Origin of the sequence: Nonomuraea aridisoli, from assembly GCF_003236395.1 — a bacterium.
GTDB classification, from domain to species: Bacteria; Actinomycetota; Actinomycetes; order Streptosporangiales; family Streptosporangiaceae; genus Nonomuraea; species Nonomuraea aridisoli.
Genome location: NZ_POUD01000289.1, coordinates 1 through 11379, shown reverse-complemented (window position 1 = coordinate 11379; position 11379 = coordinate 1). Strand labels below are relative to the sequence as shown.

At 71.7% G+C, this 11379-nt stretch carries 15 protein-coding genes and 1 pseudogene; 7 read left to right on the top strand and 9 right to left on the bottom strand.

Annotated elements, in window-relative coordinates; genetic code table 11:
* Positions 1-29: 29 nt before the first annotated feature.
* The 4 genes from C1J01_RS40475 to C1J01_RS40460 all read left to right on the top strand — a co-directional run bounded on the left by C1J01_RS40475 (position 30) and on the right by C1J01_RS40460 (position 3492).
* Positions 30-1241, top strand: coding sequence for an MFS transporter (locus C1J01_RS40475; RefSeq protein ID WP_111184351.1), 1212 nt, complete (start codon positions 30-32; stop codon positions 1239-1241).
* Between the two features lie 188 nt (positions 1242-1429).
* Positions 1430-2146 (top strand): alpha/beta hydrolase, encoded by a 717-nt coding sequence (locus C1J01_RS40470; RefSeq protein ID WP_111184350.1) that lies wholly within the window; start codon positions 1430-1432, stop codon positions 2144-2146.
* A gap of 113 nt (positions 2147-2259) precedes the next feature.
* Complete coding sequence (locus C1J01_RS40465) at positions 2260-2601, top strand: DUF5713 family protein (protein ID WP_111184349.1); 342 nt, start codon at positions 2260-2262, stop codon at positions 2599-2601.
* Between the two features lie 75 nt (positions 2602-2676).
* The gene (locus tag C1J01_RS40460) at positions 2677-3492 is read left to right on the top strand and encodes an SDR family NAD(P)-dependent oxidoreductase (protein WP_220040352.1); all 816 of its coding nucleotides are present in this window, start codon (positions 2677-2679) and stop codon (positions 3490-3492) included.
* Here C1J01_RS40460 and C1J01_RS40455 read toward each other — a convergent pair.
* Together C1J01_RS40455 and C1J01_RS40450 are read right to left on the bottom strand one after the other, a co-directional pair.
* Positions 3483-3941, bottom strand: a complete 459-nt coding sequence (locus C1J01_RS40455; RefSeq protein ID WP_111184347.1) for a MaoC family dehydratase — start codon at positions 3939-3941, stop codon at positions 3483-3485. The two genes, C1J01_RS40460 and C1J01_RS40455, sit on opposite strands and share 10 nt — an antisense overlap.
* Positions 3938-4813 (bottom strand): amidohydrolase family protein, encoded by an 876-nt coding sequence (locus C1J01_RS40450; protein ID WP_111184346.1) that lies wholly within the window; start codon positions 4811-4813, stop codon positions 3938-3940. Before C1J01_RS40450 ends, C1J01_RS40455 begins: the two co-directional genes overlap by 4 nt.
* Before the next feature lie 166 nt (positions 4814-4979).
* Between C1J01_RS40450 and sigJ the strand changes: the two genes are divergently transcribed.
* Together sigJ and C1J01_RS40440 are read left to right on the top strand one after the other, a co-directional pair.
* Positions 4980-5828, top strand: a complete 849-nt coding sequence (sigJ, locus tag C1J01_RS40445; protein WP_111184345.1) for an RNA polymerase sigma factor SigJ — start codon at positions 4980-4982, stop codon at positions 5826-5828.
* Between the two features lie 42 nt (positions 5829-5870).
* Positions 5871-6362 carry an FAD-dependent oxidoreductase gene (locus C1J01_RS40440; protein WP_111184344.1) on the top strand — a complete coding sequence of 164 codons (492 nt, stop codon included), beginning with the start codon at positions 5871-5873 and terminating at the stop codon, positions 6360-6362.
* Positions 6363-6365: 3 nt separating this feature from the next.
* Here C1J01_RS40440 and C1J01_RS40435 read toward each other — a convergent pair whose 3' ends face one another.
* Together C1J01_RS40435 and C1J01_RS40430 are read right to left on the bottom strand one after the other, a co-directional pair.
* Positions 6366-7334 (bottom strand): threo-3-hydroxy-L-aspartate ammonia-lyase, encoded by a 969-nt coding sequence (locus tag C1J01_RS40435; protein ID WP_111184343.1) that lies wholly within the window; start codon positions 7332-7334, stop codon positions 6366-6368.
* Positions 7335-7374: 40 nt separating this feature from the next.
* Entirely contained in the window at positions 7375-8226 is an 852-nt protein-coding gene (locus tag C1J01_RS40430; protein WP_111184353.1) for an alpha/beta fold hydrolase, read from the bottom strand.
* A gap of 118 nt (positions 8227-8344) precedes the next feature.
* Between C1J01_RS40430 and C1J01_RS40425 the strand changes: the two are divergent.
* Positions 8345-8614: pseudogene (locus tag C1J01_RS40425) on the top strand (SAM-dependent methyltransferase); the annotation flags it as partial.
* Between the two features lie 6 nt (positions 8615-8620).
* Here C1J01_RS40425 and C1J01_RS40420 read toward each other — a convergent pair.
* The 5 genes from C1J01_RS40420 to C1J01_RS40400 form a co-directional block, all read right to left on the bottom strand.
* Positions 8621-8869 carry a hypothetical protein gene (locus C1J01_RS40420; protein ID WP_111184342.1) on the bottom strand — a complete coding sequence of 83 codons (249 nt, stop codon included), beginning with the start codon at positions 8867-8869 and terminating at the stop codon, positions 8621-8623.
* Positions 8866-9162, bottom strand: coding sequence for a hypothetical protein (locus C1J01_RS40415; RefSeq protein WP_111184341.1), 297 nt, complete (start codon positions 9160-9162; stop codon positions 8866-8868). The genes C1J01_RS40420 and C1J01_RS40415 overlap by 4 nt, the downstream gene beginning before the upstream one ends.
* A 181-nt stretch (positions 9163-9343) precedes the next feature.
* Entirely contained in the window at positions 9344-10168 is an 825-nt protein-coding gene (locus tag C1J01_RS40410; protein ID WP_235854986.1) for a cytochrome c biogenesis CcdA family protein, read from the bottom strand.
* 56 nt (positions 10169-10224) lie between these two features.
* Positions 10225-10692, bottom strand: coding sequence for a redoxin domain-containing protein (locus tag C1J01_RS40405; RefSeq protein ID WP_111184339.1), 468 nt, complete (start codon positions 10690-10692; stop codon positions 10225-10227).
* A 67-nt stretch (positions 10693-10759) separates the two neighbouring features.
* Positions 10760-11379: TetR/AcrR family transcriptional regulator (locus C1J01_RS40400; RefSeq protein WP_328589730.1), on the bottom strand; the 620-nt coding region annotated here is incomplete at its 5' end.

Below are 11379 nucleotides of genomic sequence, written 5' to 3'. Positions count from 1 at the left end.
GAGCATGGCGTGTCGGGTGATCGTCCCGGGTGGGAGGGGTTGTCGTCAGCAGGGTCGCGGCGCTGAGGAATCCGCGGTTCCGCGTGCTGCTGGCCAGTCAGACGGCGGCGGTCATGGGAGAGCAGATGCTCGCCGTGGCGATCACCGTCGCCGTCGTGGACGCCGGCGGTGACGCGGTCGCGCTCGGGCTGGTGCTCGCCGTTCGCGGGATCACGCTGGTCGCCTTTCTCCCCGCCGGCGGTGTGTGGGCGGACCGGCTTCAGCGCCGGCGGCTGATGACCGGCGCGTACGCCGCCCAGGGGCTGGTGGCCGGGACGCTGGCGGTGCCGGCGGTGCTGCCGGTCGGTGCCGCGGCGGCGGCGGTGTTCGTGCTGGGGATCGCCGAGGCGTTCGTGCGGCCGGCGTTCAACGGGCTGCTGCGCGGCGTGCTCGCCGACGAGGAGCGCGTGTCGGGGAGGTCCCTGGTCAGCGTGTCCATCCGTACGGGGATCATGGTGGGGCCGGTGGTGTGCGTGGCGGTGATCGCCGCGTTCGGCACGCAGGCCGCGTACGTGATCACTCTGGTGGTGTTCGCGGCGGCGGCGCTCGCGTTCTGGCGGGTGGCGGAGCCGCGGCGGGAGCCGGCGCCACGGGCGTCGTTCGCGGCGGACATCCGCGCCGGCGTCGCCGAGGCGGGCAGCCGTCCATGGGTGCGGGCGATCCTGGTGTTCTCGGCGGTGAACCTCATGTTCGTGCTGGCGCCGACGCAGGTCCTGTTGCCGATCGTCAGCACCGCCGAGTTCGGCTCCCCCGCCGTGTACGGCGTCGCGCTGACCTGCTACGGCGTCGGCGGCCTGGTCGGTGGGCTGCTCACGATGGCGTGGCGGCCGCGTTGGCCGGGCGCCGTCGCGCTGGCCGCGATGGCCCTCTACGCGGCGGCCCCGGCCTCACTGATCCTGTCGACGGAGGCGTGGCCGGTGTTCGTGGCGTACGCGGTCGCCGGGGCGGGCGTGGAGATCTACGCGATCCACTGGGAGGTCGCCCTGCAGCGTGAGATCCCCGACCACCTGATCGGCCGGATCAGCTCGTTCGCCTGGTTGTGCAGTTTCGGGTTGTCGCCGTTCGGTCAGGCGCTGACCGGGCCGCTGGCGGAGCTGACGAGCCCGGCGACGGTGCTCGGCGCCGCGGCGGCCCTCATCCTCGTCCTGCCGCCAGCGTTATTGCTGGTCAAGGGGATGCCGTACTTCCGCACCCAGGCTTGACGCGCGCCCCGCCACCGTCGCGGGCCCCAGGTACGAGTACGGTCCGCTCGGGGTGTGACCTCGGTCATGAACAATTCGTACACATTGACGTTACGCCTCCTGTGCGAAGGCCGGACAACGGAACCAGCCGCGATCAACGATCTGGCCGACGGCATCGGGCAACGTGTCTGTTACGGGGGCAACATCGAATGAACCACATCCACGGCGGCAGTTTCGTACTGGGCGACCTGGAGATGACGCACGGCCTGCTGATGCAACTGGCTCTCGACCTGGAGGCGGTCATCGTCGCCGTCGACTACCGGCTGGCGCCGGAGAATCCGTTCCCGGCCGGTCTCGAAGACTGCTACGCGAGCCTGACCTGGATGGCGGAGAACGCGGCCGACATCGACATCGACCCCGACCGGATCGCCATCGGCGGCGACAGCTCCGGCGGCACGTTGAGCGCCGGGCTCGCCCTGCTCACGCGGGACCGTGGCGGCCCCCGCATCCGCTTCCAGTACCTGGGCGTCCCGGTGCTGGACGATCGGCTGGAAAGCGACTCGATCCGCCGGCTCGTCGACGTGCCCATACTCGACCGGGAGATCCTCGAACTCTCCTGGCGGCATTACCTCAGCGGATCCTCCACCGTCGACGGCAAGGACGGGATGGGATACGCGGCGCCCGCCCGTGCCGAGGACCTCTCCGCGCTGCCTCCCGCCTTCATCGCCGTGAGTGAACTCGATCCGCTGCGGGACGAGGCACTCGACCATGCGCAGCGCCTGATGAAGGCCGGCGTCAGCGTCGAGCTGCATCTGTACGCCGGCACCGTGCACGGCACGTACCTGCTGGCGCACACCAAGGCGGCTCAGCGCATGCGCGCCGACCTGGATCAGGTTCTGCGGAGGGTGCTCTCGGCCGAAGCCTGAGAGCGTGACTCCATCGGTCGTCGAACGCGCCGTCTCCCGGCTCCCGCCGTTCACCGGTTCTGTCGGTGCCGCCGTGCAGGATCTCCCCGTACGGCGAGGACAGGAGACCCCCGATGGCGCTGACGAACCGGCAGGCGGCCGGCCACCCCTTTCTCCAGGGCATGTACGACGACGGCTGGTTCCCCGACCACCTGGTCGACAAGGGGAAGGCGATCCTGCTGCGGTTGTGCGCCCGGATCGAGGCCGAGCGGCCCGCCGATCTGGCCGCCCTCTACGCGCTCACGGACGCCGCGACGGAGGAGCTCAACGCGTTGGAGGAGGAGTTCGACGCGGCCGGCAGCGAGATCGAGACCGTCGCGCGAGAGCTGATCGGCGCCGACTTCGCGTTCGTGGCGGCCGCCTACGGATTCCCCGACGCCGACAGGGAGACGCTGATCGGGGCGCGCAACTGGTGAGCGGGCGCCGCCGCAGCGGGTAGGGGCCGTGCTGGAACGAAAGGGGGCATAGTTGTGCAAACCAGACAGTTGGCCTTGGTCACAGGAGCCTCGTCGGGCATCGGCGCCGAATACGCCCGTCGTCTGGCCGCCCGCGGATGGCACACCGTCCTGGTCGCCCGCCGGGGGGCACGACTCGACGAGCTTGCCCGCAGGTTGCGCAAGGAGGCCGGCACGACGGTCGAGACGATGGTCGCCGATCTTTCCGCGCCCGGCGACCTGACCCGGGTGAGCGAGCGGGCGGCGGCCGGTGACATCGCGTTCCTGGTCAACAGTGCGGGCATCAACGGCTACGGCCCCTTCGCCGACCTGGAGCCCGGCCTCATGACCAAGGTCATCGACGTCAACGTGACCGCGCTCACCACCCTGACGCGGGCCGCCGTGCCGGGAATGCTCGCGCACGGGCACGGCACGATCGTCAACGTGGCCTCACAGATCGCCTTCGCCGGGTCGTTGCCGCCACACCCGCTCCCTCACCGCGCGGTCTACGCCGGCACCAAGGGCTTCGTGCTGACGTTCACCCGCACGCTGGCCAGCGAGCTGGCCGGCACGCCGCTGCGCGTGCAGGCGCTGGCCCCGGGGCTGGTCGACACCGAGTTCCACCTGTCACGGGGCCTGGAGCCGGTGCGCGAGCACGACACGCCGGCGCGTCCCGTGGGCGGCATCCCCGCGACCCGGGTCGTGGAGGCGTCGCTGGCCGCGCTCGACGCCGGCGAGGTGATCTGCGTGCCCGGCCTCCCCGGTCACGACCCGATCGACCGGCTGGTCGAGGCGGAGGTGGCCATCAGGAGGGCCTCGCGCGCCACGGGCGGAGGCGTCCCGGCGCAAGGGGTCAGGGGCCGTCAGGCGTAGTGGCGGTAGATCGCGCGGGCGACGCAGGCCGGTTTGGGCGAGCCGTCGACCTCGACGGTGAGGTCCACGGCCATCTGCACGCCGTCGCCTGGCACGTCCTCCACCGACACGACCGTGGCGGCCAGCCGGATCTTCGCGCCGACCTTGACGGGGCTGGGGAAGCGGACCCGGTCCAGGCCGTAGTTGACCCCCATCGAGATGCCCCGGACGTCGAGCAGCTCGCCGAAGAGCGGGATGACCAGCGACAGGGTGAGGTAGCCGTGGGCGATCGTGCCCCCGAACGGCCCGTCCTTGGCCCGCTCGGGGTCGACGTGGATCCACTGGTGGTCGCCGGTGGCGTCGGCGAAGGTGTTCACCCGGCCCTGGCCGACCTCCAGCCAGGAGCTGTGGCCGAGGTCGCGGCCGGCGAGCTCCTTGAGCCCGGCGAGGCCGTGCGCGGTGACGGTCATGGCTGTTTTCCTTCGTCGAGGCCGAGGAGGCGTACGGCGTTGTCCTTGAGGATCATGGGGCGGACTTCCGGCTTGATGTCGAGCCGGTCGAAGTCGGCCAGCCACCGGTCCGGCGAGATCACCGGGTAGTCGGAGCCGAACAGCACCTTCTCCTTCAGCAGGCTGTTGGCATACCGGACGAGCTGCGGCGGGAAGTACTTCGGCGACCAGCCCGACAGGTCGATGTGCACGGTCGGCTTGTGCACGGCCACCGCGAGGGCCTCGTCCTGCCACGGGAACGACGGGTGCGCCAGGATGATCTTCAGGTCGGGGAAATCGGCGGCGACGTCGTCCACCAGCATCGGGTCGGAGTGCTTCAGCCGGATCCCGGCCCCGCCGGGGACACCCGCGCCGATGCCGGTCTGGCCGGTGTGGAAGAGGGCGATGGCGCCCGACTCCTCGATGGCCTCGTACAGCGGGTAGGCCATCCGGTCGTCCGGGGAGAAGCCCTGGATGCTGGGGTGGAACTTGAAGCCGCGCACGCCGTACTCGCTCACCAGCCGCACGGCCTCGCGGACGCCCGCCCGCCCCTTCCACGGGTCCACGCTCGCGAACGGGATCAGCACGTCGGCGTGCTCGGCGCAGCTCTCGGCGATCTCCTCGTTGGAGATGCGCGGGTGGCCGGTGGCGTGCTCGGCGTCCACGGTGAAGACCACCGCGGCCATCCGGCGCCGCCGGTAGTACGCGGCCGTCTCGGCGACGGTCGGGCGCTCGTGCGAGCCGAAGTACTCCTCCGACGCGCCGAACAGCCGGGGGCTGAGCGATCCGTGACCGTCCTTGGAGATCTCGGCATGGGTGTGGACGTCGACGGCGACCAGGTCATCGACGTTCATGGAACCCGGGCTGCCCGACAGATCCATGCACGCCACCTCTTCGCGAGATATAGGGCAAATTTCAGACCTGCGTCACAGTTTTGCCGAGTAATCGTGATCCGTCCACACCCCGCCGGCGCCCCGGGCGTAGGTTCGCCCGTATGGAGAGCTCGCGTCTCGGCGAGGAGTGGAGCAGCACCGGCCCGCCGTCTTCGGCGCCGCGTACCGGCTGCTGGGCAGTGTCGCGGAGGCCGAGGACGTCGTCCAGGACGTCTGGCTGCGCGCGGCGCCGGCCGACCTGTCGCAGGTGGCGGACCTGCGGGCGTGGCTGGTGACGGTGGCGGCGCGGAGTGCGTACAACGTGCTGAACTCCGCGCGGGTGCGCCGGGACGCCTACGTCGGCCCGTGGTTGCCCGAGCCGCTGCTGACCGGCCCCGACGCCGGTCAACGGGTGCTGGTCGACGAGTCCGTCAGCACGGCGATGCTGCTGGTGATGGAGGAGCTGCCGCCGCCCGAGCGGGTGGCGTTCGTGCTGCACGACGTCTTCGAGGTGCCGTTCGGCGAGATCGCGGGCGTGCTCGGCCGGTCGCCGGTGGCCTGCCGCAAGCTCGCCTCCCGGGCGCGCGCCCGCGTCGCGCGGGTGCGGCGGCGCCCGTCCGCGAGCCGCGCCGAACGGGAACGGGTGCTCGACGCCTTCCGCGCCGCCTCCGAGAAGGGGGACTTCGCCCGGCTGGTGGAGCTGCTGGATCCCGACGTCGTCTACGTGGCCGACGGCGGGGGCAGGGCGACCGCCGCCCGCACGCCGGTGCGGGGCCGAGAGCCCGTGGCACGGCTGCTGGCGGCGCTGGGGGTCCGCCGTCCCGGCACCACGACGCGGGTGGTCGAGGTCGGCGGCGAGCCGGGGCTCGCGACCTGCCGGGACGGGGCGCTCATCTGGGTCGACACCGTCGAGATCTCCGGCGGACGCATCACGTCGTTCCGCCGGGTGGCCAACCCCGACAAGTTGCGGCACACCGGTCACGTTCGCGTCTCCTGACTTGTCTCCCTCGCGGCATGACGTTCCGAAGGAGATGAGGACATGTCACACGTTGTGATCGTCGGCGGCGGGTTCGCCGGGGTCTGGGCCGCCGTCGCGGCCGCCCGCGTGAGCGAGGACCTGCGCATCAGCCTGATCGCGCCGGGCGACGACATGGTGTTGCGGCCCCGGCTGTACGAGCCCGACCCGGAGCAGGCCGCGCTCCCCCTGCGCGCGGTGCTCGGCCCGATCGGCGTCCGGCACCTGCGCGCCGCCGTGGAGACGATCGACGTCGAGGCCCGTGTGGTGCGCGCCGGCGGGGCCGCCGTCGGCTACGACCGCCTGGTGCTGGCGGCCGGCAGCCGGCTCGTCCGCCCCGAGTTGCCGGGCGCGGAGCGGTTGTTCGACGTCGACACGATCGAGGGGGCACGGCGGCTCGCCGCGCATCTGGAGGACCGCCGCGACGTGACGTCCGTGGTGTTCCGCCGGTGGACGACGTCGCCGGCTCGTCGCCCTGGCGGGGCAGGTGAACCTGCCGGTGCCGTTCTGACCTGATCGTCAGGCCGCCACCAGCTCGGCGAAGCGGCCGACGTCGATGTTGCCGCCGGAGATGACGACGCCGATCCGGCGCGGGACCTCGGGCAGCCGTCCGGCGAGCAGCGCGGCCAGCGGGACGGCGCCGCTCGGCTCGACGACGATCTTCATGCGTTCGAACGCCAGCCGCATGGCCGCCCGGATCTCGTCGTCGCTGACCACGACGACGTCGTCCACCAGGCGGTTGTTGATGGAGAACGTCAGCTCGCCGGGGATCTCGGAGGCCAGCCCGTCGGCGATCGTCCGCGGGACCGGGACGGCCACCCGCTCCCCCGCCTCCAGCGACCGCTTGGTGTCGTCGCCCGCCTCCGGCTCGACGCCGACCACGGTGATCTCCGGCAGCAGCCCCTTGGCCGCGGTGGCGCTGCCCGCGATCAGGCCCCCACCGCCGACCGGCACCACCAGCGCGTCGAGCTCGCCGGTCTCCTCGATCAGCTCCAGCGCGGCGGTGCCCTGCCCGGCGATGACGTGCGGGTGCTCGTACGGGGGGATCAGAGCGAGGCCGCGTTCGGCGGCCAGCGCCTGGCCGATGGCCACGCGGTCGCCGGTGTAGCGGTCGTAGGTGACGATCTCGGCGCCGTACCCGGCGGTGGCCTCGCGCTTGAGGCGCGGGGTGTCCTCGGGCATGACGATCACCGCGCTGCTGCCCAGCTCGCGCGCGGCCAGCGCTACGGCCTGGGCGTGGTTGCCGGACGAGTACGCCGCGATGCCCTTGGCCAGCTGCGCCGGCGACAGCCGGGAGACGGCGTTGTACGCACCCCGGAACTTGAACGCGCCGACGCGCTGGAAGTTCTCGCACTTGACGAAGACCTCGGCGCCCACCAGGGCGTCCAGGGTGCGCGAGCGCAGAACGGGCGTGCGGTGGGCGACGCCCTTGAGCCGGGCGGCGGCGTCGTGGACGTCGTCAAGGGTGACCGGCAGTGCGTTCGTCATGTTGTGCGGCTCCTTCGCTAGGTGTCTCGCAGGAAGTCAATCAGGCCAGGAACGCGGCGACGGCGGCGAGCCAGCGGCCCGGCTGGTCCACGTGGGCCATGTGCCCGGCCTCGTCGAGCACGACCGCGCGGGCGGACGGGATCAGCTCGGCGCCCTGTTCGGCCAGCATGGCGGGGAACGTCATGTCCTGCCTGCCGTGCAGCAGCAGGATCGGCAGGCCGAGCGGGGCCAGCCGTTCGGCGGCGCGGTCGGGACGGGCGGGCGGCAGGACGCCCGCCTGCCAGGGCCGGGCCCACTCGGCCGAGAAGCGCACGCGGGAGAGCCGTTCGCGGTAGGCGCCGAGGGCCTCGGGGCGCCAGACGTCCGCCTCGGCGCCGGCCAAGGCGGCGGCGCGGGTGAGGTCGGGGCCGGAGAGCCGCGGGTCGGACCAGATCGTGGCCTCGGCGGCGCGGCGCCGGTCACGCTCGGCCCAGCCGTCGTAGGCGTCCGGGGGCACGGGGAGCACGACGCTGGAGGCGATCACGAGCCGCCGCACACGGCCGGGGGCGGCCAGGGCCAGGCGTTGGGCGAGGAGCCCGCCGTAGGAGAAGCCGAGCACGTCGGCCTGGCGTACGCCGAGCGCGTCGAGCAGCGCGACCAGGTCGTCCGTCGCGGCGGCGGGCGTGTAGCTGTCGTCGGGGAGCCCTCGGGTGGACCGCCCACATCCGCGCAAGTCCGGAAATATCAGGTTGTGACGGTCGGCGAGCTCCATCAGAGGATCCCGCAGATAGGTGTGGTCCCAGTCGGGCCCGCCATGGATCACCAGCAAGGGGCAGGAACCAGCCGCTTCACCGGTGTACGCGACGAACAGCTCTATCGCCGGAGACACTCGGATGAACTTCTCCGCGACCATGACCATCCTCCCGACCGAGCCGCCACAGGTATGAGGTGTCATGGAGCCCGACGTACCTCCCGGAATCGATCCCACCACACCGAGCATCGCCCGCGTGTACGACTAATTCCTCGGCGGGGCGCACAACCACGAGGTGGACCGCAAGGTCGCCGAAGAGGCGCTCACGATCGCCCCCGAGGCGCGCGAGGCCGGCCTGTCCAACCGGGCCTTCATCCGCCTGGTCGTCCACCGCATGGCCGCCGAGGCGGGCATCCGCCAGTTCCTCGATCTCGGCTCCGGGCTGCCCACCCAGGGCAACGTGCACGAGATCGCCCGGTCGGTGGATCCCGGTCTGGTCCCGCCGGCCGACTGGCGCCCCGAGCCGGAAGACGTCATCCCCAGGGCCTGACCCGCATCAGCTCACGAAGAGCGTGACCGTAAGGTAAGCGCCGAGAACGGCAACCGCGACAAGCCAGCCCGCGAAGAAATACCTGTGACCGGTCTTGACCATCGCGACCACTCCTGCAACCGCAGAAAGAGCGCTGCCCAACGAAACGCCTACATGAATGCCAAGAAGAAAGCTCATGAATACGAGAAACAGCAGCGAGCCAAGGGCGGCCGCAAAAAGCCCCAGATAAAATTCCATGACCTTCGCAGGCGTCACTTTTTCCCCTGATCCCTCCGGACGTCCTCATCGAGCAGTCCGACGGCCTCCGGGAACGTCTTCAGGAACTCGCGGAACCCAGGCTCGGCCTCCGACTCCGCCCTCTCATGAATCAGCGCGACCAACGTCAACCGATCCTCTGACGGCAACAGGCCGAGCCTGTGGCTCATCGACTCCAACTGCTTCACCGCGTCGTCAGGATGGACAGCCGAGTCGTCCGCCGATTCCAGGAACCACGCGACATCCGTCAACAGCTCGGCCAGCGTGCGAACCAGCGTCTGTTCTCCAGGCATGAGGTGATCATGCCCGAGAGCAGGTTGTCGGACAATACGCCTCCGGCGGAGGCGTTTCCGCTTCGGATGAGGGCCGCATTCCTGGCCGAGGCAGCTGAGGTGAAAGGTAGGGGGGCCGTACGGCGCGGCTCGGTGTGGTGCGGACCTTGTGGTGCGTGCGGTCGGCGCGCCGCTGCGGAGCCTAGCTTCGTCCCGATCTCCGGTGGAGCCCGACGGCAACGGCGAGCACTGCCGCGGTCGCGGCGAGGCAGCCGGCGCCCGCGTTCGTGAGCCAGGTGGTGAGCGCGGACTGGGCGGACGTGACCGCGCCCACGATCGGGTCGTCGGCGGCGGCCCCCGCCAGCACGCGGAGCTCGTACCAGCCGTAGTAGGCGACGTACAGGCCGGCCAGGACGAGCAGGACGCCGCCGGCTCGGGAGACGTACGGCAGCAGCCGCCGCAGCCGGGCCACCGCGGCGGCGCGGGCGAGGCCCACCGCCAGCGACAGGACCGTGACGACCAGGCCCATGCCGAGCGCGTACGCCAGGAAGGCCGCCGCCCCACCGGCCGGCCCGGCGCCGGACAACGCGGCCGAGGTGACCGCCAGGAACGGCCCGACCGTGCAGGACAGGGAGGCGACCGCGTAGGAGAGGCCGTACCCGTACAGGGAGAGCGGCGCGGTCGTGGGGCGGCCGGTGGCGAGCCCCGGGACGCGCACGATCAGCTCTCGCCCGGACACCAGCCAGACGCCGAGCCCGAGCAGCAGCAGCCCGATGACGATCGTCGCCCACGGCAGGTACGCCCCCACCGACACGGCCAGCACGCTCACCGCCAGCCCGAACAGCCCGAAGACGGTGACGAAGCCGGCCGTCATCGCGCCGGAGAGCACCAGCGCCCGCACGACCGGCCGCCCGCCGCCCTCGTCGTTGACCAGCAACGTCAGGTACGCGGGCAACATCGCGAAGCCGCACGGGTTGAAGGCGGCCACGGCGCCGGCGGTCACCGCGAGGGCGAGCGGCAGCTCCATCACCGGGAGAGCAGGGTGCGCAGGTGCTCGTCCAGCTTGTCGCGGGTGAGCGGACCTCATGCCTTCAGGGTGGATCCGTCCGGCTTCATGAACACGAACGTGGACTGTGCGCTGACGCCCAGCTTCGTCCAGACAGCTCCCTCGGTGTCGGACAAGTGGGTGATGTCCCCGGTGCCGGTGCTCTGGACGAAGTCCTTCATCGCCGGCTCGGTGTCCAGGCCGGCCACGCCGACGAACGCCACGTCACCGTACTCAGCGGCGGCGGCCTTGACGGCGGGGGCCTCGGAGCGGCACTTCGGACACCACGGCGCCCAGAACCAGAAGGCCACCGGCTTGCCGGCCAGGCTCGTGCCGTCGAAGGCCCGCCCGTCCAGCGTCTTCGCGGAGAACCGCAGCGCGTCGGGCACACCGGCGGCGGACGAGGACGCCGGCGGGGAGAACGTCGTCTCGGCCGGCGCCGCGCCGCCGCACGCGGTCGCCAGCAGGATCGCGGATAACGCGGCCGTCGTTCGCATCGCCCTCATGGCGCCGAGCGTAGAGCGGCGCGGGCAGGCCGGATCTTACGTCCCGATGACGCCTGCGCCACGGCCGTCAGGAGGGCTCCGGTGGGAGGAGGCCGGCCTGGCGGTAGACGGCGCGCAGGTAGCGCAGCATCTCGGCGGTGTCGGGCGGGCCGGGCTGGAGCGCGCGGTACATGACCGCGCCCACCATCATGTCGATCAGCACGTCGGCGTCGGCGTCCGGGGCCAGCAGGCCCTCCTGCCGGGCCCGTTCGATCAGGTACGCGGCCAGCCTCCGGCGCGGCAGGATGTACCGCTCCCAGGTCACCGCCATCAGCGACGGGTGGCTCACGGCGGAGCCCAGGATACGGGCGATCAACGCCCGGTACGCGGGGCTCGCGGCCAGCTCGGCCGCCGCAGGAAGCGCCCGCTCGGTGATCTCGTACGGCGACAGGGCGTCGAGGTCGTCGAGCGAGAACGTCAGCTCCTCGCCCACGATGGTCTGGATCGCCTGGGAGACGAGCTCCTCCTTGGTGGCCCAGCGGCGGTAGACGGTGAGCTTGCCGACCCCGGCCCGTTTGGCGACCTGCTCGATGCTCAACCCCTCGATGCCCCGCTCGACGAACACCTCCAGCGCCGCCCGCAGGATGGCGGCGTCGGTCTCCGGATCACGCGGACGCCCACGCCCCCGCGCGGGCGCCGTCACCGCCC

Coding starts and splice junctions, on each gene's coding strand:
- C1J01_RS40465 (WP_111184349.1), top strand. CDS start 2,260: ATGGCGCTGACGAACCGGCAGGCGGCCGGCCACCCCTTTCTCCAGGGC.
- C1J01_RS40440 (WP_111184344.1), top strand. CDS start 5,871: ATGTCACACGTTGTGATCGTCGGCGGCGGGTTCGCCGGGGTCTGGGCC.
- C1J01_RS40415 (WP_111184341.1), bottom strand. CDS start 9,162: ATGCCTGGAGAACAGACGCTGGTTCGCACGCTGGCCGAGCTGTTGACG.
- C1J01_RS40430 (WP_111184353.1), bottom strand. CDS start 8,226: ATGGTCGCGGAGAAGTTCATCCGAGTGTCTCCGGCGATAGAGCTGTTC.
- C1J01_RS40450 (WP_111184346.1), bottom strand. CDS start 4,813: ATGAACGTCGATGACCTGGTCGCCGTCGACGTCCACACCCATGCCGAG.
- C1J01_RS40455 (WP_111184347.1), bottom strand. CDS start 3,941: ATGACCGTCACCGCGCACGGCCTCGCCGGGCTCAAGGAGCTCGCCGGC.
- C1J01_RS40435 (WP_111184343.1), bottom strand. CDS start 7,334: ATGACGAACGCACTGCCGGTCACCCTTGACGACGTCCACGACGCCGCC.
- C1J01_RS40410 (WP_235854986.1), bottom strand. CDS start 10,168: ATGGAGCTGCCGCTCGCCCTCGCGGTGACCGCCGGCGCCGTGGCCGCC.
- C1J01_RS40470 (WP_111184350.1), top strand. CDS start 1,430: ATGAACCACATCCACGGCGGCAGTTTCGTACTGGGCGACCTGGAGATG.
- C1J01_RS40405 (WP_111184339.1), bottom strand. CDS start 10,692: ATGAGGGCGATGCGAACGACGGCCGCGTTATCCGCGATCCTGCTGGCG.